Genomic DNA, 24,569 nt, shown 5'->3' on the forward strand with positions numbered 1-24,569 from the left:
TCACGCCAATTGATGAAAGTACTGAAACTGATGTCTTTTTTTCGGACCCACAAGTGTTAAATGCCATTAAAGAAGGTATTGAAGACGTGAAGGCTGGAAGAGTGACTTCCATTCGCGATCTTAAAAATATATGGGCAGATATTCTGTAACTTTCTCTGATAGAGCAAAAAAGGACCTTTCATTTTTACATAAATCGGGCGGCAAGTCACTCATTAAACGCATTGAACGCATTTTTGAGGAGCTTGGTGAAAATCCTTACAGCGGAATTGGCAAGCCGGAGCAACTCAAAAATAATCTTTCCGGACTATGGTCGCGGCGCATTGATAGAAGCATCGCCTTGTTTACCAGATCATTGAACAAACTGTAACTGTTTTTGTGATTGCCGCAAAGGTCATTATGACGATAAGTAGTTGGATCGCAATGAGTCACCCCACTCTAACCCCAATCAACTCAATTCCTAGCACCTCCTCAATCCGCACAATCGTCTCAATCGTAAAATTACTATTCCCTTTCACCCAGGAATTCACAGTCTGAGGCGTCACCTGCAATTTCTCCGCCAAATCCTTTTGACTCATTCCAAGTTTGCGCAATTGGGCTAATATATTAATCGCAATAATCCTTGACTTTTCAAGTGCTTTGGAATTTTCGGCTTTGCGGGCTGCGCGCTCTTTCCATTGGCTGGATTCAGCAGCTGTGACTGACTCCAATTTTTGCAATATATCTTCTCTCGTTTGCATAGTCATTCAAAATCAATGTATCCCCAATCTTCTATGTGCGGTCAAATTCGTTTGCTTCATTTCCTACAAACCGCGCCGCCCAAAGCGTCTCGGCAACAACGCGTGTAAGCTCAACAATCTTCATGGATCCTGCCGCACGTTTTGCAGCTCGCTAATGTGTGTACAGATGGACAAGTACTAATTTTCAAAGCTAGCAAAATTTTGCTAATAATAAGATTATAACCTGATTTCTGACATACTTGCCAAGATAAAAATGCCGCTATTTAGGGTGATAGTCTGTCACCTGCCGTTGCTGACCTTTATAGTCTGTGATTACGACATTAGTTACGTCTTTGTCAATCGTGAGAAAACGGCCGGATTGCGAAAGAAATGAGGATCCATAGGTAAATTCATGTTTCAGGATTTTTCCGTTTATATAATGCACCCGGGCGCTCATATCCGTGGGTTTTAAGAGCATGTTGTTGACATTACGTTTCAATTCGAATGCCTTTACTACATCTCGATTCTGGCTGGCAATCAGCATGTAGCGCCCATTGCTACTTCGTAATTTGACCAATGCTTTGCCGTTACCCGGAATGTAAAGGCCGCTTTGTAGAATCGACTGAGGATTGAAATTGCCATGCCCGTCGCCCAGTAATACCAACCCGTTTAGCGCATCATACCGGCCTATCGAAACATCGGTGCCGTAATCGTTGCCCGTTATGGCTACGTCCAGATTTCCGTCTCCGTCATAATCATCGACGACCATGCCGTTCAGGATAGATATTTGTGCCTGTTTCGGAAGAGGAATCAGAGTGAATTTTCCATTGCCTTCATTTTGCAGAAAACAGGATTGCAGCATGTTCGCTTTCAGGCGAATGGCCCCTTTGCGTTGGTCGACGGAGAGCAGCTCCTCCATGGTGGCACCAGCGAAAGATTTGAAGTTGCCGTACTTCTTTTTGAAACTGTTCATTTGCTTGATCAAATCCTCCCGACCATGCATGGGAAATTCCTTGGGCTCACCATTCTGATCTGGCAAGAAGAGCGACGGAATAGCAGAATAGTTACCGCTATTGTCAAAATCTTTGGCCGTGATGTACACCGGGTACTGTTCACTCGCCTGAAACAATGTGTTAAGGCCTGCATTGCCTACAATGTAATCCATCCGGCCCGTGTGCCGAAAATCACCTGCGACAATACTATTCCACCAGCCGGGTTTGTCGCCAACGCCGGTTGTTTCGGTGATGGAATTGAATCGACCATTCTTATTCTTTAAAAATGTAATTGGCATCCATTCGCCGACCAAAATCAAATCGGGCCAGGTATCATTATCAAAATCAGTGATCAAGGCGTCGCAAACCAGACCAATATTCGCCAGATTGGGCGCTACGTCTTTGGTAACGTCGGTAAATTTGATATATCCATCCTGGCTGTCGTTTCGAAGAATAACGCTGGAGACGGGTTTGGGATAATGCCAGGGTTCGACCCGACCTGAAACAAACAGATCCAATTTCCCATCTCGGTTGAAATCGACGGCCCGGACACAGAATTTGCTGGTCAGATTGGCCGGTAAGGCATTCGAGGTTTCTGCGAAATTCCCTTTGCCATCGTTGATATACAGTTTGTCCTGATAACCAGGCGTTTTGATTGCATTTTTATAGCCACCTCTTGCCATGTACAGATCCAACGCCGAATCACCATTGGCATCAAAGAGCAGGATACCTTCGTCTTTGTAATCTCCCTCAATAGCTTGCTCGGGCACAACATTTCGCTGCGAGAATTTTCCATTCCGTTGCTGTAAAAAAAGTTGGGCGGGATCGTGCGCATTCCCTCCGATTACCAGATCATCCGTTCCATTGCCATCAACATCGCCAACTGCCAGACCCGGGCTATATTCGGATAATTTATGCGGCAGTAGTTTTTGAATATTAAAGTCGATGAAATCAAATTCTTTGTGTCGGTATGTTAAACCGATTTCTTTTGTTACATCGGTGAACAGCGCATTAGCCGCTAGTTTTAGCTTTGACCAATCATAGTTTACGGACGCATTTTTACTGTACACAGTCAATCGCTGATCGGCTTTGACATTTTGCAGAACCTGCTTTTTCCCGTTTGGCCATTTAATGACGACAGAGTCAAGCTTCACAATGTTGCCCAAACCGAAATGAGCAATCAACTGGTTTGTGGACAGGTAGCCACGATAGGGCGTATGTTCATAAACCTGCTGTTTGTTGCCGGCGTAGTAAATGGATACAAACGTACCCAACCCAGCAACATTCATGCTATCGCCCATCATTGTCAGTTGCAGATAATGCGCGTTTTCTTTATCCCGTTCGCGGGCGTTGTTCTTATAAATCAGCGCTTTGTCATTGATGTTGTTGATGACGATGTCCAATGCGCCATCGTTATCCAAATCAGCGTAAACCGCGCCATTTGAAAACGTCGGCTGGTCAAAGCCCCAATCCGACGTAACATCCCGGAAGGTCAGGTCACCCGTATTCTGATAGGCGTAATTGTGAATCTTGACGACCGGGATCTGGGCTAAAATCTTCGCCTTTGTGGTCGTTTCGACGGGCTGATCCCGATAAGCGATGAAATCATGATCTGTAACGTCTTTCGGATAGCCGTTGGTGACGATCAAGTCCCGGAAACCGTCATTATTAAAATCAGTTAGCAAGGGCGTCCAGCTCCAATCGGTTTGGGCTATGCCGCTCATAAAACTGATTTCACTAAAGGCTGGACTACCAATAGAATCCTTCGGCCCAACGCGCGGCCCCTGATTGAGCTGCAATGTGTTTCGAACGTATTGGTACTGGTAACCGTAATGATCAAAGTTGAGATAACTAGCGTAGTTGTTAGCCATCATCATCATTTTCTTCCGGTAATTATCTTCCGGATTCATGTCCAGCTCCACCAGATCGGCAAAGCCATCGTTATTGATGTCCCCAATATCCTGCCCCATCGCATTGAGCGACGTGTGTTTGAAATACTCCCGGGAGCGGTCGGTAAAACTGCCGTTCTGGTTGTTGATGTAGAGGATATTGCTGGACAGAAAATCATTGGCCACAGATATATCTTTCCATCCATCCTGATTCAGATCAACCAACGTAGCCGTGTGCCCGAAGCCATCCAGAGACATGCCGGACTGCGACGATACGTCGCTATACCGGCCATGTTTAAGCGTCGCATTCCAATCGTTACGAAATAAACGTCCCGTACTACGTCGGCCTTCAAAACGGATTAATCCAAATTGATTCGGATTTTGTTCTGGCGAAGCTTCATTAACCGTGAGGTACATATCCAGATCGCCATCATTGTCATAATCAAAAAAGTTCGCCATCGTTGATTGCACATGGATATCTAAACCATATTCAGCGGCCAGCTCTTTAAAAATTGGCACGCCATCGTTTGTTTCTTTTTGATTAACATACAGTATGTTACGACGCCGCAGCGAGTCTTTTGAAAGCGTATTACAGATATAAATATCATCCCACCCGTCATTGTTGATATCGACAATAGCCACCCCTCTCCCCCATCGCCCTTTGCCATCTACCCCCGCCTTTTCGGTCACGTCACTAAATTCAAACGTTGCTCCCTGCGCCCCATTATTCAGGTACAACCGACTCGAAACACGGTTGCCAACGAAGTAAATATCCGGCCAACCATCTTTATTAAAATCTCCGATTCCCACGCCCCCGCCGTTATAAATATTGACCATATCCAGTGCGTTAACCGAGTCATTTTCAGCAATCAGATTGTTAAATTCAATGCCCGACTTTGACGATGAAATGGCCTCAAATAACGTGTCGTCTTTGCAGGATGCCAGAACAAATACCAAATAAAGAACGTAGTGAAATTTCATGCCTCTGTAAATTCAACACCGAATTATAACATCCGTGACCAACCATCCTATAATTGATAAAAGTCCCACTTCCCGAAAGCATTAGCTCCTGGAAAGTGGGTTAAATCAAAGGACATATTGGATCAATATCCCGGGTTTTGCACCAGCTCTTGGTTGGTGGCAATTTGTCGTTGCGGGATAGGCATCAAGTCTTTTCCGGGGGGCACCGTAATACCATACCGCACCTTTACGTAGTTTGCTTGCTCGCCCGACCGGCGTAGTAAAAACCAGAGCGAGAATTCGCCCGCCAGCTCATGCCGGTACTCTTCCAGCAGAATTTTCATTACGTCAGTTCCGGCGGCTGCACCAAGACCAGCGCGTTTCCGGATTTGTCCGTTAATGATGGCCAATGCACCAGCAGAATTACCGCTTTTAAATAGGGCTTCGGCTTTACTCAGCAGCACTTGGCCGTAACGCATCAGAATCAGGTTTTGACCGCTGAAGATATAAGCCGGATTTCCTGAATTCCCCGTCGCAGCAGGGTCTCGCCAGGTTTTCACGCCATAGTACCCCGACCGCAATCCGTCAGATCCTTTCCATGGTTTCGCTACAGTTCCCAATGTGTTCAAGCCAGGGTAGTTTTGCTTCACCAGCGGGTAATCACTTATCTTGATTGCCGGGCTGGGGTGAACATCGCCGGGGCCAAGGACGGTTGGTAATTTCCGGGTATCACCCGCTTCAAATGAATCATACAGCTTCTTATCTGCGAAAGAGTATCCAAATTGTGACACTTCTTCTGGCATCCCGAAGGTTGCCAGCCAGTGAGAGTCGTTCGCATGGCCCCACGACATATCGGTGCCATCAATGTACTGAATCTCAAAAATGGACTCTTTCCCGTTTTGATTATTGAACTCATGAATGTTGATGAACTTATCTTCCAACTGGTATTTACTGGTTAGCTGCTCGTAAGTTGCGGCCGCCTCGGCATATTTCTTCAACCACATCTGCGCATCACCAAGGTAAGCCAAGGCTGCTCCTTTGGTAGCCCGGCCAATATCAGCCACGGCCAGATCCTGCTGCCAGGGCAATAAGTCAGCGGCTGCTTGCATATCAGCGGCAACAGCGGTAAACACTTCATCCTGCGTATTGCGGGGATGACGGCCATCGTCTGTTACGGTCTGCAATTCCAAAGGAACACCCCCGAAATTGGATGCCAGGTAATAGTAAAAAACACCTCTCAAAAACAACGTCTCACCCGTTAACCGATTGGCCAGCGTGTCCGAAATTACATTGTTGGTTTTCATAGTTTCAATAATCGGGATGGCCGAGTTAGCGCGCGCAACGCCCTGATATGCTCTCGACCAGAAAATATTGAGCGCGTCAAAACCGGTGGGCACTTCATAGGTTTCAAAAAACGTATCGGCTCCAAAGTTTTTGAAATCCTGCGATAGGAAATTAGCCTGGTACCACAATGCTTTCAGCGTAAAATCGACATCATGGAACGTATCATAAATACCCGTCACCAGGGCAATGCCGTCTGCAGGCTTTTTAAACAGCGCGTCTTCCGTGATGCCTTGCGTATTTTTCTGTTCCAGGAACGATTCCTTACAGCTTATCGGCAACAGTACCACTGCCAGAAATCCGAGCAGACCTATTGTTTTATATAATTTCATAGTCAGTTTATGTATTTTGATATTGATTAAAACTGCACATTCAGGCCTAGTGTAAAGAAGCGTGAGGTTGGGTAATTTCCCACATCAACACCTTTCACTGTCGCGCTCGTGCTGCCATTGTTCGGATCACTAACCTGCCCGATTTCAGGATCTAAGCCCGTGTACTTGGTGAACGTAAGCAGGTTCTGCCCGCTTACATACACCCGAACCCGGCTGGACGTAATTTTTCGCACCAATGTAGCTGGCAGTGTGTAGCCGATTTGCAGGTTCCGCAACCGCAGGAAAGAACCGTCCTCTACGTAGGCATCCGACACCCGCGTGTTACCGCTTTTATCATCCCTGACAGCACGCGCGTAGGTAGTTGAGGGATTGGTCTCCGTCCAGCGGTTCAAATAAAACTCTTCGCTGACGTTCTCTACGCCCACGCCGCCGTTGGTGGCCAGACTTTGCAGATTCCGCTTCGCATAATTCAGAATGTCATTCCCGACAGATGCATACCAGAACATTGACACGTCGAACTGTCCATATGAACCATCGAAGTTTACACCTCCAAAGAATTTCGGTATCGGGCTGCCAATGATTACCCGGTCATCGTCGGTAATACGATCATCCCCGTTGATATCGACAAACCGCCGGTCACCAGGGGCGGTTGATGATGCCTGATAAAATGTACCATCGCCGTTTTTTGCAGCTGCGGCCGCGTTGAGGGCATTGATTTCATCCTGAGCTTGAAAAATCCCCGCTGATTTGAAGCCGTAGAAGGCACCCACTTGGCCCCCCACCTGCGATTGGGTAAAGGTCGTCCACAGGTTTCCGCCAAAGGTCGGAAACCCAAGATCGGAGAAGTTACCCACTGAGGTGAGTCCGTCGGCAAAGCTCAGAATCTTATTACTAACCGTCGTTACGTTTGCACTGACACCCCATTTAAAAGCGTTACTAGACTCGCGGTATTCCAACCCCAATTCCAGACCACTATTACGAATGCTACCAACGTTCCGCGTGGCCGTACTAAAACCAGTTTGGCTAGGTACGTTCACGTTCAGCAGGAAACCGCTCGATGATCGCACGTAGTAATCAGCCGTGAAATTGATGCGGCCATTAAGGAAAGACGCGTCCAGTCCAATGTTCGACTGAGTTTGATTTTCCCATGTTAAATTCGGATTAGGTAACGCACTCAGGACAAGGCCATCGTAATAAGTTTTCGATTGGCCAAATACATAACCTCGGTTGTCGATCCGGCTGCTCCCTGAACTATAGATGCCCTGGTACTGAAACAGCCCAATATTCTGGTTACCCGCTTTCCCCCAGCTACCGCGTAACTTTAAGTCGCTCAGCGCATTCACTGACGCCAGGAGAGGTTCATCTTTCAGACGCCACGCTACCGACACAGACGGGAATACGCCGTATTTGTTACCAGGCCCAAAACGTGACGAGCCATCCCGACGTACAGTACCGGTGATGATGTAGCGATCAAGCAACTTATAAGTCAAACGCCCAAACTGGGACGCCAGCGACCAAGTCTGCTGATTGCCATACGGCGTTACGGTTTGGATGGACCCCACATTGCGCAGTTCGTCGCTAATTAGTCCGGAGCCACTGGCACCACTCTGGCGATACCTATTTTCCTGGGCAGATACCCCACCCACAAAATCAATCGAATGAATGCCAAATGTTTTGTTATAAGCGATTGTATTTTCCCACAACCACTCCGCCGTGTTGCTGGCATTCTGAGAATAAAAGGCCAGTGGCGGCGTCAGTAAGCGGTCGTTTGTTGGCGTGAAATAATAACCCGATCCATCGCTGGTGTTCCAGCCAAAGTTTGTTTTCAGACGCAAACCAGTTATAGGCGTAATTTCCAGATAAGTAGTCGTCAACAGGTTATTGGATTCCTGCTGACGGTCGGTGGTTTCCAGATCAGCAATGACGTTGGTACTTCCCGAAACCGCCGTGGCGCCTTTGGTATAGTAGCCGTAATTCCCATTCGCATCCTTTACCTGGTCCGTCAACGGATTTCCCGTCAGTGTTGGTACAAGTTTGGTCAGGTTACCAACACCATTCTGGCCCGAGCCAAAACCGACGAAGCCTCCCGTGCGGGTATACTTCATACTCGTTGAAACCTTGATCCATTTGGCGGGCGTATAATCCAGGTTCAGACTACCGTTGTAACGCTTGAAATTCGAAAATTTAATCGTCCCCTTCTGATCAAAATAGCCCAGCGAAAGCGACGTCTGCACCTTGTCACTGCCACCACGCAAGGCTAAGTTATAGTTTTGCCGGTAGCCCGTTTGGTACACTTCTTTCTGCCAGTCGATGTTTCTTAGTGTCGATGGATTGCGCCATTCTGGTAAAACTGGATAGGATTCCTTGTCAGCGATCTCCGTCGCAAACGAAGCAAAATCCTGTGCATTCAGTACTTTATATAATTCTGGAATCGCCTGCACCGATCCGTACGCATCGAAGGAGACCTGTAAAGCGCCCTGCTTTCCACGCTTAGTCGTCACGATCACGACCCCGTTGGAAGCCCGGTTGCCATAAATGGCTGTTGCCGACGCATCTTTGAGTATTTCCATTGATGCAATATCATTGGGGTTCAACGTATTGAGGCCACCGGAAATAGGATAGCCATCCACAACATAGAGAGGAGAGTTGTCGCCAAACGTACCTGTTCCGCGAATTTGAACAGAAACGCCACCTCCCGGCGAACCATCATTATTAGTTACCTGAACTCCCGGCGAGCGTCCCTGAAGCGCCTGATCCAGCGTAGTGACCGGCACTTTTTCAATCTGTGCCGCACTTACTGAACTGATGGCCCCGGTAATGTCTTTCCGCTGCTGCGTACCATAACCAACGACGACAACTTCGTTCAAGGCCTTAGTGTCCGGGACCAAATCTACATCAATGACCGATTTCGTACCAACAGCAATATCCTGACTGGTGTAGCCGACGCTACTGAATACCAGCGTTGATGTATTATCCCGAACGGTTACCGTATACGTACCATCAGCGTTTGAGGTTGTACCTGTAGTGGTGCCTTTAACAGTAATGTTGGTGCCGGGCACTACACCGGCCCCCTGGCTCTCGGTTATTTTACCTGTAACCTTCCGTTCCTGGGCAACTGCTGAGCAGACACTTAGCACAACCAGAAAAAGTGTACTTAACATCAGCGTTTTGTACTGATTGATTCTGTCAAATAATAAAGTTTCTTTCATATTTATATTTAGAATTTATTGATTAAGGTTTGATGATTTTTACGGTTGAAGACTCATTTTGCGTACTGACACGCAATACATAGATGCCGGCGCTTTTGCCCAAACGCAGTACCTGACGCTCTATTCCAGCGGCCCGATCTACCTTTTTTTCAAGTACAGTCACGCCATTTACTGAGGTTAGCGATATCCACACCGCAGCTCCCGCAGCACCCCGAATGTCCACCTGGACATTTTCTCCGACTACCGGATTTCCCAGCACTGAAACCTGTAAAGCATTCGCTTCTTCCTCAGCTGCCATACGTGCGGTACTGAGCACAGCCGGCTCGGTCCCGAATACCAATTGACCTTTGTAATAGATTGTCACGCGACTATTGGTATCCATGGCCGCCGCTGGCTTGTATGAATAGTCATTGCTCTCGTTGAATTTAGACCAGTCTGCCTTGGCAATGCGATACTGAATATTGCCGGTATTGCTTGCCGGATATAGCATACCCACTGTTGGCTTGACATTCAGTTGCAAATAGGAATCGCCATTGCTTCGACCCACGTTCCGCACAAACTGACCCGTCACGTTGGCGTTACCCAGCTTGGCGTAGTCCGTGAAAAAATTCAGGTTCTGTGTCCCTTCGGCCGTAAACCAGTACCGAACCGATAGATCACCGTAGGAAACTGGCACATTACCCTCGTTTACAATACTCATAAATGTATTGATCGAGCTGTTATTCGTTGCACTGTTCCGGTTCTGGGTTAATGCTTTCAGTTTCACGACCGACTCAATCACATCGGGCTCAATACCCCAGATCAACTGCGCCACACCGTCAGAACCAGTTCGGTATAATGTGATGTGGTTGTTGAGGGTAAAATTCGTTGCTGCCTGGTATGAATAGTCGTCTTGCTCGCTCAGGTTCGTATAATCGCTGTTGACAAACCGTGATTGGATTACGCCCGAATTGCCAACCGCCAGATTACCCGCCGACGGATCAAAGCTGTATTCGAGATACCCGGTAGCGCCGTTACGTGGATTGGGCAGGGCAACATACCTGGTTTTGATTTTATTGCCGCCGAGTTGTGCGTAATCAATATAAGAATTGATACCCGCGTAATTTTCAGCCGAAAACCAATACCGAACCGTAAGCTCACTATATGGAACTGGCGTTGATCCTTCATTAACCAGCATCAAATTTGGCCTGATCGCGCTGTTGTTGACATTGCCTTTGTCGGCATCCTGGTACTGCACTTTTAACGTAACAGGTGGCCGCCAGTTCGGCAGTTCATCCCGCGTGATGACGTCGCTATCTGTGTAAACCGCTATCAACTGATCAATTGGCTGTTTTTTGATATAATCCGCTCCGGTCCATACCGCAAACCAGGACCACCACGTAGCAAATCCACGAACTTTGTCGGGGTTGGGCAAATTACCCGTTTCGGTTAATGCCACTAGCTTTTTGCCGTTGAACTGCCCTTGCGCATTCGCCCAGTTGCCACTTAGGTTAGCTGTAGGGTCTGCATAAATATCTTCGCCAACTATATCCACGTATTCATCGCCCGGGTACCAATCGGGGTTGATTGTATCTGTGCCCGTATATACCCAGATCAAATTATGCAACTGATGGTAATTGGTCAGTCGATTGTACATCAACTGCCAGAGTTCCTTGAACGGACCTGCCCCTTTCGCTCCCCACCAGAACCAGCCGCCGGGGGCTTCGTGCAGCGGGCGCCAGAGAACTGGTACGTCAGCCGCCTGAAACTTTTTGAGTTGCAGGGCAATCGCGTCAATGTCACTGAGCAATAGTTGGTAACGGGTGCTGTTTTTATCGGCCAAAGCAGCCGCCAGATCAAAAGTCGTCGCCTCGGTATAAAATCCCCGCCACCAAAGCTGATCGGGTGCTTGATTGATCAGATCGGTCGGCGCGTTCCAGTGCCACATCAGACTGATAATCCCACGGCCTTCACCTTTCTTGGCCCAGTCGATAATGGCTTCGCTGCTACGTATGGGCGTGGTGCCAAACTCAACCCGGCTGGGTGAATAGTCGATCAGATCGAACGAGCCAATAGCCGGTTCCTTACCCGTTTTATCTAATACATATTCGACGTCATCCTGTTGGCCTGAAAGTACTTTACTGCCGTATTGATCGACCAGATACGAAAACAATCCCTTCGTTGACAAGGTAGCCTGTGCATCGACCAGCATTTTTGAAGGCTTAATGGGCAGGGAGGCCGTTGTTGGCGTCAGTTGAATGTAGTCGATATCGAAGTATCCCCAACCTCTGTAAATGGTGATGGTATTTAGTCCGGCGGTCAACAGAAATTTCCCGGCACCTGAATTGCTAAATCCTCCAAGTGTTTGTTTTAAAGTACTACTTCCTTTTTCATCATTTACCTGAAAGTCAACACCTTTGTCGCCATTGGGCGATGCGTAGCCGATGGAAAAGTCATATAGCCCCGCGGTCGCGTTGACCGTTATACTTACCTGATCCGTCGCATTATCGAAGCCTGTTACGTAGCCGGTTCCCGAAAATCCGGCATTTGTGCTTGACACATCCACGCCCGTCAGATCCCCAGCTTCGGCTTCGGCCCGTCCATTGACCAGCGGAACGACGGTGGGTGGCTTGACCGATGCGGGTGTCAGCACAATGAAGTCGATGCCGTAGTAACCCCAGTTCTTATTAATCGTAATTGTGTTCTGTCCGTTCAGCAGTTGAAACGAACCAATCACGGCAGCTCCAAAATTCGTATCAGTTAATTTTAAATCATGTTCGCTGCTCGCACCGTTCACCGTCACCCGGGTCTTTTTATCGCCGTAAGGTGAGTAATACCCAATGGTGAGCTGATAACTTCCTGCGGGAGCTGAAAACGTGAAGACCATGTTATCGCCCCCGTTGCTGTCATCATCGAACCCCCATGCATAGCCCGTACCGGAATAACCGGGTTGATCTTGCACAATCTGTACACCATTAAGGGTCACACCCTGAGCGGCTTCGGCTTCCAGTTTAATCGGATCAGCGCCAAATACCGATGTGTTAATGCTTAGTAAAGCAATAAGACAAATAGCGATAGTCGCTGTCAACGCTCGAAATGCTGACATAAAATTATTTAGCAAAAGTGTTTGCATACTCTTATGAGGTAAAAGTTAGGAATAGACGAAATAGAATTTTACTTAGCAAAAATAGGACGGATCGGCATGGAGATGCATTAAGGAAAACCCTACTTTTTTAAAACTTAGGGTAAACCCGAGCTAAGGAAGCAGCATTCAATTCCTTCTTTGAGTCTTGAAAAAGATGATTTTTACGGGATGTCGTTCCGACTTAGGGTGACGGATTTATTGCAAGGATTCACCATCGATTCTCGCAGTGACAATGATGGCGCAGGTTTAAATCCGCGCAACCTCTGTCAGGCAAACGCTTCCGTTTTTTGTAACTTTTGCATGGGTAACGAAATCATAACGGATGTGCCTTTTCCGGCTTCACCGTGCCACATGACATGCCCGCCGAGATAGGCAATGCGGGACTTAATGTTAGCTATACCATTTCCTTTTGATAGCAGATGATCGAAATCAGCCCCCAGGCCATCGTCATCTACACTAATCAAGGTTGTTTCTTCATTGACCATAAGCTGGACCGTCACCACCTGGGCGTGTGCGTGTTTGAGCGCGTTATTGAGCAACTCTTGCACTACCCGGTAGATCATCACGGCAGCTTCGTCGCCCAAAGGTGGCATCTCGCCGTAATGATCTAAAATCAGCTTTGTTTTATTAACAAGATTTAGTTTTTGCACCAGGTCTTCCAGCGCCGGAACGAGGCCGAAGGTTGACAGCGCATAGGGGCGCAGATCATTTGAGATCAGTCGGGTTTCGGTGCAGGCTTCATCCAGAAACTGGTTCAAGGGGTCCTTGACGGATAAAGGCAATTCTTCCTGATGCGCTTCAATGAATAATTTAATTCGAGACAGTTGGATTCCCAAACCATCGTGCAGATCACGCGCGATCCTACTCCGTTCGCCTTCTTGACCTTCGATCATGGCACGCAGTGATTTAAGCTCCAATTGTCTGATCTGCTGCTGGGCAATGACCGTATGTTGATGATCAATCAATTGTTGCTGACGTCTTAGATATACCAATGTAAACACACCTATAATACTGATTATAAAGCCAATAAACAGCGCAGAATTCAATACGTTCTGATTGCGACTTTTTTCATCAACCAGTTGTTTTTCAACAGCCAGCGTTTTGATCTGACTATCCAGTTCCTGCAGACGAATACTTTTTGTTTGTTCGGATGCGTAAAACTGAACCGTAAAATCGAGCCTTTTTAAAGACCAATCGTATGCCTTTTTATAGTCGCCCATACGGGAATAGCTATCTGCCGTGTGCCGCGACAATTCCTGCATCATGCCCAGACTATTTTCAGCCTTCGATAAGTTGTAGCTCTTCTGGTAAGCTTCAATTGCAGCCAGACTGTTATGTCTAAATTGCTCGACAAGGCCCAGGTAAAAGTGATTCAAGGCAATTAACCACTTAACTTTTAATCGATCTGATATGATCAGACTTCGGCTTGCAAAATAGTATGCAGAATCGGGCTGCTTGGTGCGAGCGTACGCATTGGCCAGCAGATTAAGGGCATACGCCTGAGAATAGGGCTGTTTGTACTGTACGCTAAGCCGCTCGGTTTCGCGCAGGTGCGTTTTCAAACCGGGCGGCATAGGTTCTACATTTTGAGCGATATTGTCCAAACCTAATCGACACTCGATGACTTTGGGCATGTTATGGGTTCGCTCGAAATATTGCTGGGCTTTTTTCAGATATTGTTTGGCGTAAGCGTGCATGAAATAGTCCTGGGCGTAGTAGTCTCCTATCACCAGGTACTGATTGAAATACCCCAGTGAGTCGCCCATCAAACTGTAGTATTTCAAGCTACTGAAGTAAGAGTCCATCGTGTATTTATTGTATCCGTACTGCCGATGGTATAGCTTGCCCAAGGAATCGTAGGCCTGTGCAGCCTGACTGTAATGCTTATCCTGAACCAACAGTTTAATCTGTTTTTTTAAGCTATCAACAGACATCGTGTCCGATACCGCCTTAACAGGTTGAAACCCGCCAGTTAGAATAACTAATAAAAGAAAAATGATCCGCCAACCAGACCGAGGAGAACAGGATTTCATGAGCATTACCTATTATTGACAAAATAGAACTAATCAATCATTTGCATCTCCATAGCCGTCTTGATCAGTAGGGCTGTGTTAGGAACACCGAACTTCATAAGTAGACTGCTTCGGTGAAATTCGATTGCTTTGGCGCTCACAAATAGCTGAGTGGCCATCTGCTGCGTTGTCAATCCCTGCGCAATGCGGGTCAGCACTTCCGATTCGCGAGGGCTAAGGTGCGGTTTTGCGCCAATACCGGCCGTTGACCTTCTGGTCTTGGGGCTGTCGTTCAGCAGAATTTGCGTGATCGATTCATTGAAATATTGCTTCTCGTGGTGAACCGCCTGGATAGCCTGTAGCAACTCCATTTTCGTAGTATTCTTCAACAAATAGCCTTTCGCCCCTTTTTTCACGACCCGCTTAATGAGACTTGCATCGTCGTGCATCGTCAGTGCTATCACTTTCGTTTCCGGGTATGTACGACTTATATACTCACAAAGGCCGAGGCCATCTTCAATATAAGGAAACGAAATATCAAGTAAAACGACGTCGATCGCGGTCTGGGTTAATCGCTCAATAACTGACTTTACCGTGTAGCAGCGCTCAGTCACTTCAATGTCCAGTGATCCTGAAATAAGCGACTCGATACCTTCAACAAAGACATTATGGTCATCAGCGATGAGGACTCGTATCATGTTTATAAATTTATATCTATCTGTCGAAAGTACGATGAATCAGCCGTGAACATAAAGCGATAACTTCCCGCCTTACAAATCTTAGGGAAAACCCTAAGGACCTTATGGAGGAATCGGATGTCATTAATTAGTACAATACTGAGCTTTGATACGTAGACAAGCTCCCCAAAACGGCACCGGCTTTCCCCTTCTTGTTCGACATAGAGTGCGCGATTCAAGATCACATACTAGTTGTATCATTGATTGAATTATGACATAGTTAAAGAAGCCATCTTCGCTAATTTTCAAGCATTTGGTTCGACATTTGTTCCATTGCGGGTACAAACGCCATTCAACGCATGTTAAGGAGTTTTTTTGATGTTAATGCTTTTTAAAAAGCGGTTTCAACCGCATTTGAGTACGTTGCTGGTTCGACTCCGGTTAGGTTGACAAAACCGAACTATCTAGAGAATTTGCTCTATATTAAACCTACCGGAAGCCTTCTTTACATATTCCTTGGGAGAGACACCGAATTCTTCCCGGAAGCACTTGGAGAAATACGAAAGATTTGAGAAACCTACATCGTACATCACTTCGGACACATTGCCTTCATTATTTTCAAGGAGCAGGGAAGCTTTTTTAATACGGTATTTTTTAATGATCTCGTTGGCAGAAAATTGCGTCAACGTTTTTAGTTTCCGGGATAAATGGGCTGAGCTCATGCCCATTTCCGATGCCAACAATTCCACATTGAATTCGGGATCAGAAATGTGTACTTCGACAATACTCATCACTTTTTTGACAAACTTCTCATCCACATTCTCTTTGCCACCTTCCAATGACGGTGTCACGATTAGGTTCTGGCGGACGTAAGCGGTCATTTCCTCTTTGCGCTGCAGCAGATTACCGATCTGCGCATGAAGCAGTTCAATGTCAAATGGCTTGGTAATGTAAGCATCGGCTCCAACCCTGATGCCTTCGATTTTCTGGGAAGTCAGACTACGTGCAGTAAGCAATATTACCGCGATCCGGCTGGTTTTAGGGTTGCCTTTGAGCATTTTACAGAACGTCAAACCATCCATAATCGGCATCATCACATCTGAAATGATCACATCCGGCAGAAATTGGCCAGCCTTCCGCAATCCTTCCTCCCCATCACCCGCAATCACAAAACGATATTTATCATGAAGCGTAAGTCGTATAAAATCAACCATATCCGGGTTATCTTCCACAATCATCAGTAGCGGTTTTTCAGCGCCGGAATGTACTGTTTCGTACAATTCCGATTTTGTATATTTTTCGTTGAACATTGGATAAGTATCCGGCATAACACGTTCCACGGCCAGTTGCTCCGCATTTCCTTTTGGAAGCAAAATTGTAAAAACACTTCCTTTCCCCGGCTCACTTTCGAGCTTGATTTCTCCATTGTGCATTTTGACATATTCCAGGGTCAATGCAAGCCCGATCCCCGACCCCATTTCCCTTTTTCTGGATTCGGCGGTCTGATAAAAGCGTTCGAAAATGCGTTTTTGATCTTCGGCTGAAATGCCCGAACCAGTGTCTGAAATGCCGATTTGCATTGCAAACCCGTCGGGATTCCCGTCGTTTTCAATTTGAACGTCAAACACAATACAGCCGCCCTTTGGCGTAAACTTGAACGCGTTTGACAGGAGATTCAACACGATCGTTTCGATCTTTTCTGCATCCGCAAATATCTCAAATTCAGGTGTATTGCAGGTGAATGCATAGTCGACGTCGTGCCTCGCTGCTTTATCACCAAAGTGTGAGTAGAGCTCCCGCAAAAAGCCGATTATTTCAACCCTGGACCTGTTCAGATGCAATTTATCGTCCTGCATTTTCTTGAAATCCAACACCTGGTTTACAACCCGCAGCAAGCGGTGCGAATTCTTCTCGGCCAGTGAGATCAGCTTAAAATTTTCAGCATCCAGTTTTCCCGTTCTCATGATTTGGTGAATCGGCGGCAATATCAGGCTGATCGGTGTGCGCAGCTCGTGGGAAATATTGGTAAAAAACTGCTCCTTGGTTTGCTCGATTTCCTCGGCGTGAGCAATTTCTAACTTGCTTATTTTCAGTTCGTTTTCCAGTTTGATCCTGCCCGAATAGATCTTTAATGCAAAGTAGACACCCGCAGCGATCAATAGCAGATACATCGCCAAAAATCCTTTGCTCAAAAACAATGGCGGATTAATGGTGATTTGTGTCGTGCTGGTTTCGTTGCTCCAAATCCCATTGTTATTCGTACCTCTCACTTTAAAAGTGTACGTTCCAGGCGAGAGGTTTGAGTACACCGCAAAGTTTTTGTTACCCGAAGTCGTGGTCCAGTTTTTATCGGCACCTTCGAGCTTATAAGAGTACGTATTCATTTCCGGCTGCCAGAAATGCAAGGCTGCAAATTGCAATTCCAGCGATCGCTGTCCATAATCGAGTTCAATTTTCGGCATATAGGAAATGTCCCGGTCCAGAATTACCCGCTCATCGATTTTTTCACCGATCTCAACCTCCTTATTATTGAGTAACAGATCAGTCAAAACGACCCTAGGCTGATAACCATTGGGAATCGCTTTGTCCGGTGAGAAGGAGATATAGCCATTGTCTCCGCCAAAAAACAGCTCGCCGGAAGCTGACCTCGCCACGCAGCCCGCGTAGAAACTTTTAATGGGCAGATTTTTATTAAGCGGGTAAAACTCAACCTGGCTCGTTGCAGGCGAAAATTTTTCCAGTGCAGTGTTGGTCGCAACCCAGATACTGCCCTGTTCATCTTCCGTGATGGTTGCCCTGGCCATGTTGTGGTTCGGTATCGCGTGAAAAGATGCCCTATTTGTTGAGGGAACATATTCAACCAGTCCATTCTCTGTCGCAGCCCAAATGCTCCCGTTTTGTGCTTGAAAGAAGCTGCTCACCGTTTTGCGATCGGCAACCCGTGCAAACGGAACAATCTTTTTCTTGACACCGGTTTTCAGATCCAACCGAAAAAGCTCGTCGAATTCAATAAGCCAAAGCGATTCTTTGTCCGACAAAAATTGATCTGTTTCTGCTTTTGACACAAGTTCAAAATGCAGGTCTTTGATCACTTTCAGACTTGTCGTCGATTTAAAAATACCGCCTTCCCAGGTTCCTACCAGCAATGATCCGTCGGGTGTCTCCACAAAATTATTGATGTAATTGGAAGCCAGTCCATTACTTTGCCCAGCAGTAACCGTTTCCATGGTCTGCTGTGCATCATCCCACACATTGATGCCCGCAACAGTCCCGATCCAGATGCGTTCATCACGGTCTTCATGCAAAACGGTAACATTATTGATCAGCAAACGGCTTGGCACGGGAGACTCTATGCTGAACTTCCGGCTCTGACCGGTCTTCGGATCCAGCCGAATAACCCCGTGCAGTGTACCGATCCAGTAAATCCCTTTCTTACTTACCAAAAGAGACTTCACCTGATTGCCAATTGTTTGCCCGCCAACCTGTTGTATTACATGATGATATTGGTACAGATTGTCCATCTGGTTAACCTTGCTGATCCCGTTGGACGTAACAAACCAAAGTACGCCGGCCTGATCTTCAAAGATTTGCCAGATCACATTGTTCGCAATGGAGTAAGGCGATTGAGGGTTATGGAAATAGCGTTCAGTGGCATTGCTGATTGGGTTGTAAATGTTTAAACCAAAATCGGTGCCAAGCCAGACATTGTTATCCTTGTCGGTGTATATAGCTTTGACTACTTCATTACTCAATTTAGTCCGGTAGTTCAGCTTTACATGGGCACCGGTAACGGTATTGAAGCGGCAAAGGCCGGTCTCAGTCCCCACCCAAAGCAACGAATCATTTCCGGCAACAGGTTTAATGTCGCAAATCAGGTTATTTTGGACAGCAGGAGCACCATTTCTTTTCAGGTTGAAGGCTTGGAAAACATTTGTTTTAGGATCCAGCTTATTGAGCTGGTCATAAGTGCCTATCCATAATATCCCTCTTTTATCTTGAAATATCGTGCGGACCGTGTTGTGACTGAGCCTGCTGTTCTGCGTGGTTAATGTGGTGAACGTCCCGTTCTGCTGATTGTATTTGATCAGCCCGGTCATGGTCCCGATCCAGAGGTTGCCGTTACTGTCCTTCGAAAAGCAACGTATGTTCGTATGCGTTCCGGTAGGAATGCGGGTAATGGCGAAAGTGATTGTATTGATTTTACTTAGGCCGTTCACCGTCCCTATCCAAAGATCGTCCCCGTCCGCGTAAACTGTTTGCACGCCGTTGCTGGGAATGGAATTGGGTGTGCCGTCTTTCTTGAAAACTCTGAAATGATATCCGTCATAACGGGCCAGGCCGTCACCGGTAGCGATCCAGATGAAGTGATTGTGGTCTTGTGCTACCGCATTGATGAGGTTAGTTGGCAAGCCCTCTCGAACAGAAAGTGTATTGAAAAATTTCTCCTGCCCATGGGAACACAGACCCGCCAGCAATAAAAAGAATATAATCCCCCACGTTCTGCTTACCCTACCTAACCGATACATTCTGATTGGCTTAAAAACTGACTTTTTGAACAAAAAATATAATAAATACCAGACAAATATCAGAAAATTATCGCTTTCCGTCAGATTATTTCTAATCGAAGTTGGGCGGTGGATCTACCTTGCAACCATGAATTATAATGTAAAATATAAACTTAATCCATCAATTCCATGAAGAAAACATTACTGCTTTTGCAGATTTTCCTAATGACTTCCTGCTCAATGCTGTTAGCACAGCAGACGGTCATCAAAGGAAAAGTTACCGACAACACGGGCGGCGGTCTCCCTGGCGTAAACGTAGTTTTGAAAGGAAACACGAGCGGAACATCCACCGACCAGAATGGCGATTATTCGCTGGCCCTTCCAAATGGCGCTAGCGGAGAGCAGACGCTTGTCTTTTCCTTTATAGGTTATATCAAACAGGAAATCGCTATCGCTAACCGGAATGTGATTGATGTAAAATTACTGGCAGACACGCAAAACCTGGACGAAGTGGTGGTTGTCGGGTATGGAACGACCGCCAAGAAAAACCTGACCACGGCTATCTCGAAAGTTGATCCGACTAAAATTCCAACATCGGCCAACAACAATGTATCTGAGCTGCTTTTTGGCCGTGCGGCAGGTTTGCAGGTTACACAGCAAAGTTCGCAGCCGGGCGGTAACATTTCTGTTTCAATTCGCGGGAAAGGCAACCCCTTGCTGGTCATTGACGGCGTTGTGTATCCGGGAAATAGTATGGAGCCGGGCAATGGTTCAGTTGAAATGCAAGGTGTTAACCGCGGCGGATTAGCTGGGTTGAACCCGAATGACATCGAGTCGATTGAATTCCTGAAAGATGCAAGTGCGGCCATTTACGGTGTATCGGCAGCCAATGGCGTAATGATCATCACTACCAAAAAAGGAAAAGCGGGCCGTATGAGTGTAAGCTACGACGCCAATCGCTCCTTTTCACGGAATATGCCGTATCTGAAACCATTGGATGCGTCCGACTACATGCTCTATTTCAATCAATTGAATGTAGACAAATACCAGTCGGACCGCAATATGGCGCCATTTGGGACTGTACCTGCTGACCTGAGCGGCTACACGCAAAAATTTACTGATGAGCAGATCCGTAACGCGGGAGTAGGAACAGACTGGCTTGGACAAGTTTTACGCCCAGGAAGCATTGATAATCACAATGTGAGTGTCAATGGAGGCACAGAGAAAGCAACCTACTTTTTCTCTGGCAACTACTTCAATCAGGTTGGATCCATGAAAAAGTCCGATCTGACGAGGTTCTCGGGCAGGTTGAATGTCAATTTTGTTTTAAGCAAGATATTCAGACTGAATGTAAACGTGAATGCGAATCGCAATGCCTACTCCAATCCGCAGGCTGGCTGGCAAACGGGCGGTTCGGGTACGCAGGGCTTTAATGCATTACAGGCTGCATTGGCCTACCCTTCATCCGTTCCGGTTTACAATGCCGACGGCACATACAGCCAGTTTGCAATCACTGGTAACCCGGTTTCCTTGTTGGATATCAAGGATAAAACAAAAGCACAGGGCTTGCTGGCCAATACATCACTTGACATCGACATTATCCCAAACACATTGACAGCGAAGTTGCTATACGGAAATAACAGCGAATTTTCAATTCGTGATTTTTACATTCCTGTCACTGTATTCTGGGGACAACTCTACAAAGCAAGGGCGTCACTGGCTGAAACACGCAGACAGAATCAGACGATGGAGGCAACCATGTCCTATAAAAAGTCTTTCGGCGACTGGCTTAATCTGGATGTTGTTACGGGAGTCGGCCAATACCTCGAAGATTTTTCAGGTTTCAGTGTAGAAACTTCGGATATGCAGGATGCGATCAACACCGACAACCTGGCCTCTGCTACCGGCCCGAAAGTCATCGGCTCGTACAGAGGGGTCAACAAGCTGCGTTCATTCTTTATTCGTAGCAATTTCGATTTTCTGGATCGTTACCTGCTCTCGCTGACTGTGCGCCGCGATGGTGCGGATAAGTTTTTCCCGGACAACAAATACCAGTATTTCCCCTCCGTGTCTGCGGGTTGGAAGATTAATAATGAGGCATTTATGCAAGGTATTCCAACGATCAGCACATTGAAACTGCGTGCCAGCTACGGTATGACAGGCGAACGTCCGGGTAGCGTTGCATATGGTGCTTACGGCGCTGATCCTAACGCGGTTACATTTAACAATGGATCGGCGGTATACTTTCCTTATCGTCTCACGGCATTCGATAATCCAAACCTGCGCTGGCCGATTACGAAGACATTTAATGCTGGTCTGGATTTTGGTTTGTTCAAGGAGCGCATAACCGGATCTGTGGATGTTTTTACAGAAAACCGCACCCGCTTGCTAAGCAGTGCTACAACTCAGCAATTGTCCATCATTTCGACTTCTCCGATCAACGGCGGTCATCAGCGACGCAAAGGTTTTGAATTCAGCGTTAATACAGAAAATTTAAAAACCAAAGATTTCAGCTGGAACACCACATTGAATGTGACCCATTTTACTAACCGATGGGTAACACGTTTCCCGAACGATCCTCCGGCCCAGTATGGTCAGGTGAATGATCCGGTAGGTGGCGATATTATTTATGTATATCAGACAAAAGGAATTTTGCAAGCAGGACAGGAAGTGCCTGCCTGGCAGCCATCAACAGCAAGGAAACCCGGAAACCCCATTTTTGTGGATAATAACGGAGATGGGAAACTGGATTTTAATGATGTAAAAAGCTATTCCGGGATTCCCAAAGCTATCGTTGGATTTGGGAATAACTTCACCTATGGAAAGTTTGACCTGAGCGTGTTTTTCTACGGGCAATACGGGGCGTGGGGCAACGACTTTACCACGCTGTGGGGTAACCCCGTAAGTTTGCTTTCCAGCAACCAAAGCGGTACGGAGCGAATCAAAGATGCATGGAGCACGTCCAATCCTAACGGAACGCTACCTGGTGCAGCCTATAACGAAGGTGCGATCGCATTGGACGCAGGACTTGACACGCGCCTTGTGAAAAGAGATTTCCTTCGCTGCCGGAACATTACCCTGGGTTATACCATCAATTCAGGTGGTTTGACCAAATACGTGAAAAGCCTCAGGGTTTTCGCTGACGTTCAGAACGCATTCATACTGACAGGCTTTGAAGGTGTTGATCCGGAGATTCAGGCGAGTTCTACCAAAGGAGGGCCAGCCCCTTATCCGATGGTAAGAACGGTATCACTTGGTTTGAGAGCTAATTTTTAACATTCCGATATTCAAAATCACATGAAAAAGATAATCATTGCCGGTATATTGGCTACCAGCTTATCCATAACCAGCTGCGAGAAAAATTTTGATCCGGTGCTCACCGGCGTGCTCTCACCTGCCAACTTCCCGAAAACGGAGGCAGACTTTAAACTTTACGCTTTGCAGGCCTATAAGCCTTTCGGTTCCAAATGGGGATATAGTGACGTAGAATACCAAAACATGTTTTTTAGCCCTGAATATGGGCATTTAGCAATGTTTGACCTACCCTCGGATCAGATGAACATATTTACCGAATGGGGCGGACTTTGGGAATTTTTTAGTAAAGGAGATTTTACATTCCTAAAAACCCAGGGCAAACAAAGTCATTTCGAAAAGGTGCGTTATGTTACCAGAATGACGCAGGTAATTTCCGACATCGAGAAGGCAACACTCAGCGATGCGTCCAAAAACAAGTTCATCGCAGAAGCGCGCATGGGTCGTGCCTGGACCATGTATTACCTTCTGCACATGTATGGTCCGGTACCTGTTATCCTTGACGCTTCGAAAATTAATACCGATGCTGAAAGTGACCTGACACGCCCATCGAGGGAATCATACGTTTCAACAGTTGCGGCAGATCTGCGTTTTGCGGCGGACAATTTGCCATTAAGTCCTTCGGAATATGGCAGGTTCAACAAAGGTTTGGCGCTCGGTATGCTGACGCGGTTGTATCTCAATGAAAAAAATTGGGTTGAGGCCGAAAAAGCGGCGCGGGCAACGATTGCATTGGGCAAATACAGCCTTGTCTCGGACTATGCCGGTCTGTTCCGCGAATCGACCGAAGTAAACACGGAAACAATCTGGGCTGTAAATTGTGACCCGGTTGCACCTACTAATGGCGAAGGTGGCGGCAATTTTAATGCGATGGCATTGTATTGTCTCCCGAACGATTTCAAAAGTATTAAACTGGGTGGTGGCTGGGCCAATCCGAGCGGCGTATTCTGTCCTACCTGGGCATTTTATGACACTTTTGATCCGGCTGACAAACGACGGAATCTGCTTGTCGCGACGTATACCGACAAAACCGGAAAAGCGAGAAACCGCACCAATATGCGTGGTCCGGTTTTGAGAAAATATCCTGACGAATCTTCGCCGGGTGCTGATGTACAGGGGAATGACATGCCGGTTTTAAGGTATGCCGATGTAACACTGATGCTCGCTGAGGCCATTAATCAGGTAACAGGCCCGACGGCTGAGGCCATTGCGCTGGTGAATGAAGTGAGAACAAAACACGGCGGTGTTGCTGCATTACCCGCGACCGCTACTGCTTCGAAAACTGCATTCAACGACGCCATCCTGCTGGAAAGAGGCTTTGAGTTTTATTTTGAAGGCATCCGAAAGATCGACCTGGTTCGTCACGGAAAATGGGCGTCGGCTCTGGAAGCGGCCGGAAAAGTAAACCACGGCCCTTCTGAGATGTTCCCTATACCACAATATGTGATCAATGTCGGTGGAGGTAAGATTGAACAGACGAAGGGATACTAATTTTGGCGG

11 protein-coding genes are annotated in these 24,569 nt (G+C 46.9%); 3 read left to right on the forward strand and 8 right to left on the reverse strand.

All coding sequences use genetic code 11. The features are described from left to right. Positions 1 to 130 precede the first annotated feature (130 nt). Positions 131 to 367 carry a Txe/YoeB family addiction module toxin gene (locus ABIO93_RS26900; protein WP_348073105.1) on the forward strand — a complete coding sequence of 79 codons (237 nt, stop codon included), beginning with the start codon at positions 131 to 133 and terminating at the stop codon, positions 365 to 367. A 58-nt stretch (positions 368 to 425) separates the two neighbouring features. Here ABIO93_RS26900 and ABIO93_RS26905 read toward each other — a convergent pair whose 3' ends face one another. From ABIO93_RS26905 to ABIO93_RS26940, 8 genes are all read right to left on the reverse strand, one after another. Then, positions 426 to 737 (reverse strand): helix-turn-helix transcriptional regulator, encoded by a 312-nt coding sequence (locus tag ABIO93_RS26905; protein WP_348073106.1) that lies wholly within the window; start codon positions 735 to 737, stop codon positions 426 to 428. Between the two features lie 259 nt (positions 738 to 996). Next, positions 997 to 4,578: a VCBS repeat-containing protein gene (locus ABIO93_RS26910; protein WP_348073107.1), complete on the reverse strand. Its 3,582-nt coding sequence runs from the start codon at positions 4,576 to 4,578 to the stop codon at positions 997 to 999. 122 nt (positions 4,579 to 4,700) lie between these two features. Next, complete coding sequence (locus tag ABIO93_RS26915; protein WP_348073108.1) at positions 4,701 to 6,230, reverse strand: RagB/SusD family nutrient uptake outer membrane protein; 1,530 nt, start codon at positions 6,228 to 6,230, stop codon at positions 4,701 to 4,703. A gap of 26 nt (positions 6,231 to 6,256) precedes the next feature. Beyond that, positions 6,257 to 9,439 carry a TonB-dependent receptor gene (locus tag ABIO93_RS26920; protein ID WP_348073109.1) on the reverse strand — a complete coding sequence of 1,061 codons (3,183 nt, stop codon included), beginning with the start codon at positions 9,437 to 9,439 and terminating at the stop codon, positions 6,257 to 6,259. Positions 9,440 to 9,461: 22 nt separating this feature from the next. After that, positions 9,462 to 12,524 carry a glycosyl hydrolase gene (locus ABIO93_RS26925; RefSeq protein ID WP_348073110.1) on the reverse strand — a complete coding sequence of 1,021 codons (3,063 nt, stop codon included), beginning with the start codon at positions 12,522 to 12,524 and terminating at the stop codon, positions 9,462 to 9,464. A gap of 305 nt (positions 12,525 to 12,829) precedes the next feature. Then, positions 12,830 to 14,596, reverse strand: a complete 1,767-nt coding sequence (locus ABIO93_RS26930; RefSeq protein ID WP_348073111.1) for a sensor histidine kinase — start codon at positions 14,594 to 14,596, stop codon at positions 12,830 to 12,832. Positions 14,597 to 14,625: 29 nt separating this feature from the next. Next, positions 14,626 to 15,273: a response regulator transcription factor gene (locus ABIO93_RS26935; RefSeq protein ID WP_348073112.1), complete on the reverse strand. Its 648-nt coding sequence runs from the start codon at positions 15,271 to 15,273 to the stop codon at positions 14,626 to 14,628. 443 nt (positions 15,274 to 15,716) lie between these two features. After that, on the reverse strand, positions 15,717 to 19,778 hold the full coding sequence (locus tag ABIO93_RS26940) for a two-component regulator propeller domain-containing protein (protein ID WP_348073113.1): 4,062 nt from the start codon (positions 19,776 to 19,778) through the stop codon (positions 15,717 to 15,719). Between the two features lie 168 nt (positions 19,779 to 19,946). On the opposite strand from ABIO93_RS26940, the gene ABIO93_RS26945 reads away from it, so the two are divergent. Together ABIO93_RS26945 and ABIO93_RS26950 are read left to right on the forward strand one after the other, a co-directional pair. Beyond that, positions 19,947 to 23,033 carry a SusC/RagA family TonB-linked outer membrane protein gene (locus tag ABIO93_RS26945; RefSeq protein WP_348073114.1) on the forward strand — a complete coding sequence of 1,029 codons (3,087 nt, stop codon included), beginning with the start codon at positions 19,947 to 19,949 and terminating at the stop codon, positions 23,031 to 23,033. Positions 23,034 to 23,054: 21 nt separating this feature from the next. Beyond that, the gene (locus ABIO93_RS26950) at positions 23,055 to 24,560 is read left to right on the forward strand and encodes a RagB/SusD family nutrient uptake outer membrane protein (protein WP_348073115.1); all 1,506 of its coding nucleotides are present in this window, start codon (positions 23,055 to 23,057) and stop codon (positions 24,558 to 24,560) included. The last annotated feature ends 9 nt before the right edge of the window (positions 24,561 to 24,569 follow it).

Origin of the sequence: Dyadobacter sp., from assembly GCF_039919315.1 — a bacterium.
Lineage (GTDB): Bacteria > Bacteroidota > Bacteroidia > Cytophagales > Spirosomataceae > Dyadobacter.

Coding starts and splice junctions, on each gene's coding strand:
- ABIO93_RS26905 (WP_348073106.1), bottom strand. CDS start 737: ATGCAAACGAGAGAAGATATATTGCAAAAATTGGAGTCAGTCACAGCT.
- ABIO93_RS26950 (WP_348073115.1), top strand. CDS start 23,055: ATGAAAAAGATAATCATTGCCGGTATATTGGCTACCAGCTTATCCATA.
- ABIO93_RS26945 (WP_348073114.1), top strand. CDS start 19,947: ATGAAGAAAACATTACTGCTTTTGCAGATTTTCCTAATGACTTCCTGC.
- ABIO93_RS26930 (WP_348073111.1), bottom strand. CDS start 14,596: ATGAAATCCTGTTCTCCTCGGTCTGGTTGGCGGATCATTTTTCTTTTA.
- ABIO93_RS26910 (WP_348073107.1), bottom strand. CDS start 4,578: ATGAAATTTCACTACGTTCTTTATTTGGTATTTGTTCTGGCATCCTGC.
- ABIO93_RS26940 (WP_348073113.1), bottom strand. CDS start 19,778: ATGTATCGGTTAGGTAGGGTAAGCAGAACGTGGGGGATTATATTCTTT.
- ABIO93_RS26920 (WP_348073109.1), bottom strand. CDS start 9,439: ATGAAAGAAACTTTATTATTTGACAGAATCAATCAGTACAAAACGCTG.
- ABIO93_RS26915 (WP_348073108.1), bottom strand. CDS start 6,230: ATGAAATTATATAAAACAATAGGTCTGCTCGGATTTCTGGCAGTGGTA.
- ABIO93_RS26925 (WP_348073110.1), bottom strand. CDS start 12,524: ATGTCAGCATTTCGAGCGTTGACAGCGACTATCGCTATTTGTCTTATT.
- ABIO93_RS26935 (WP_348073112.1), bottom strand. CDS start 15,273: ATGATACGAGTCCTCATCGCTGATGACCATAATGTCTTTGTTGAAGGT.
- ABIO93_RS26900 (WP_348073105.1), top strand. CDS start 131: ATGGGCAGATATTCTGTAACTTTCTCTGATAGAGCAAAAAAGGACCTT.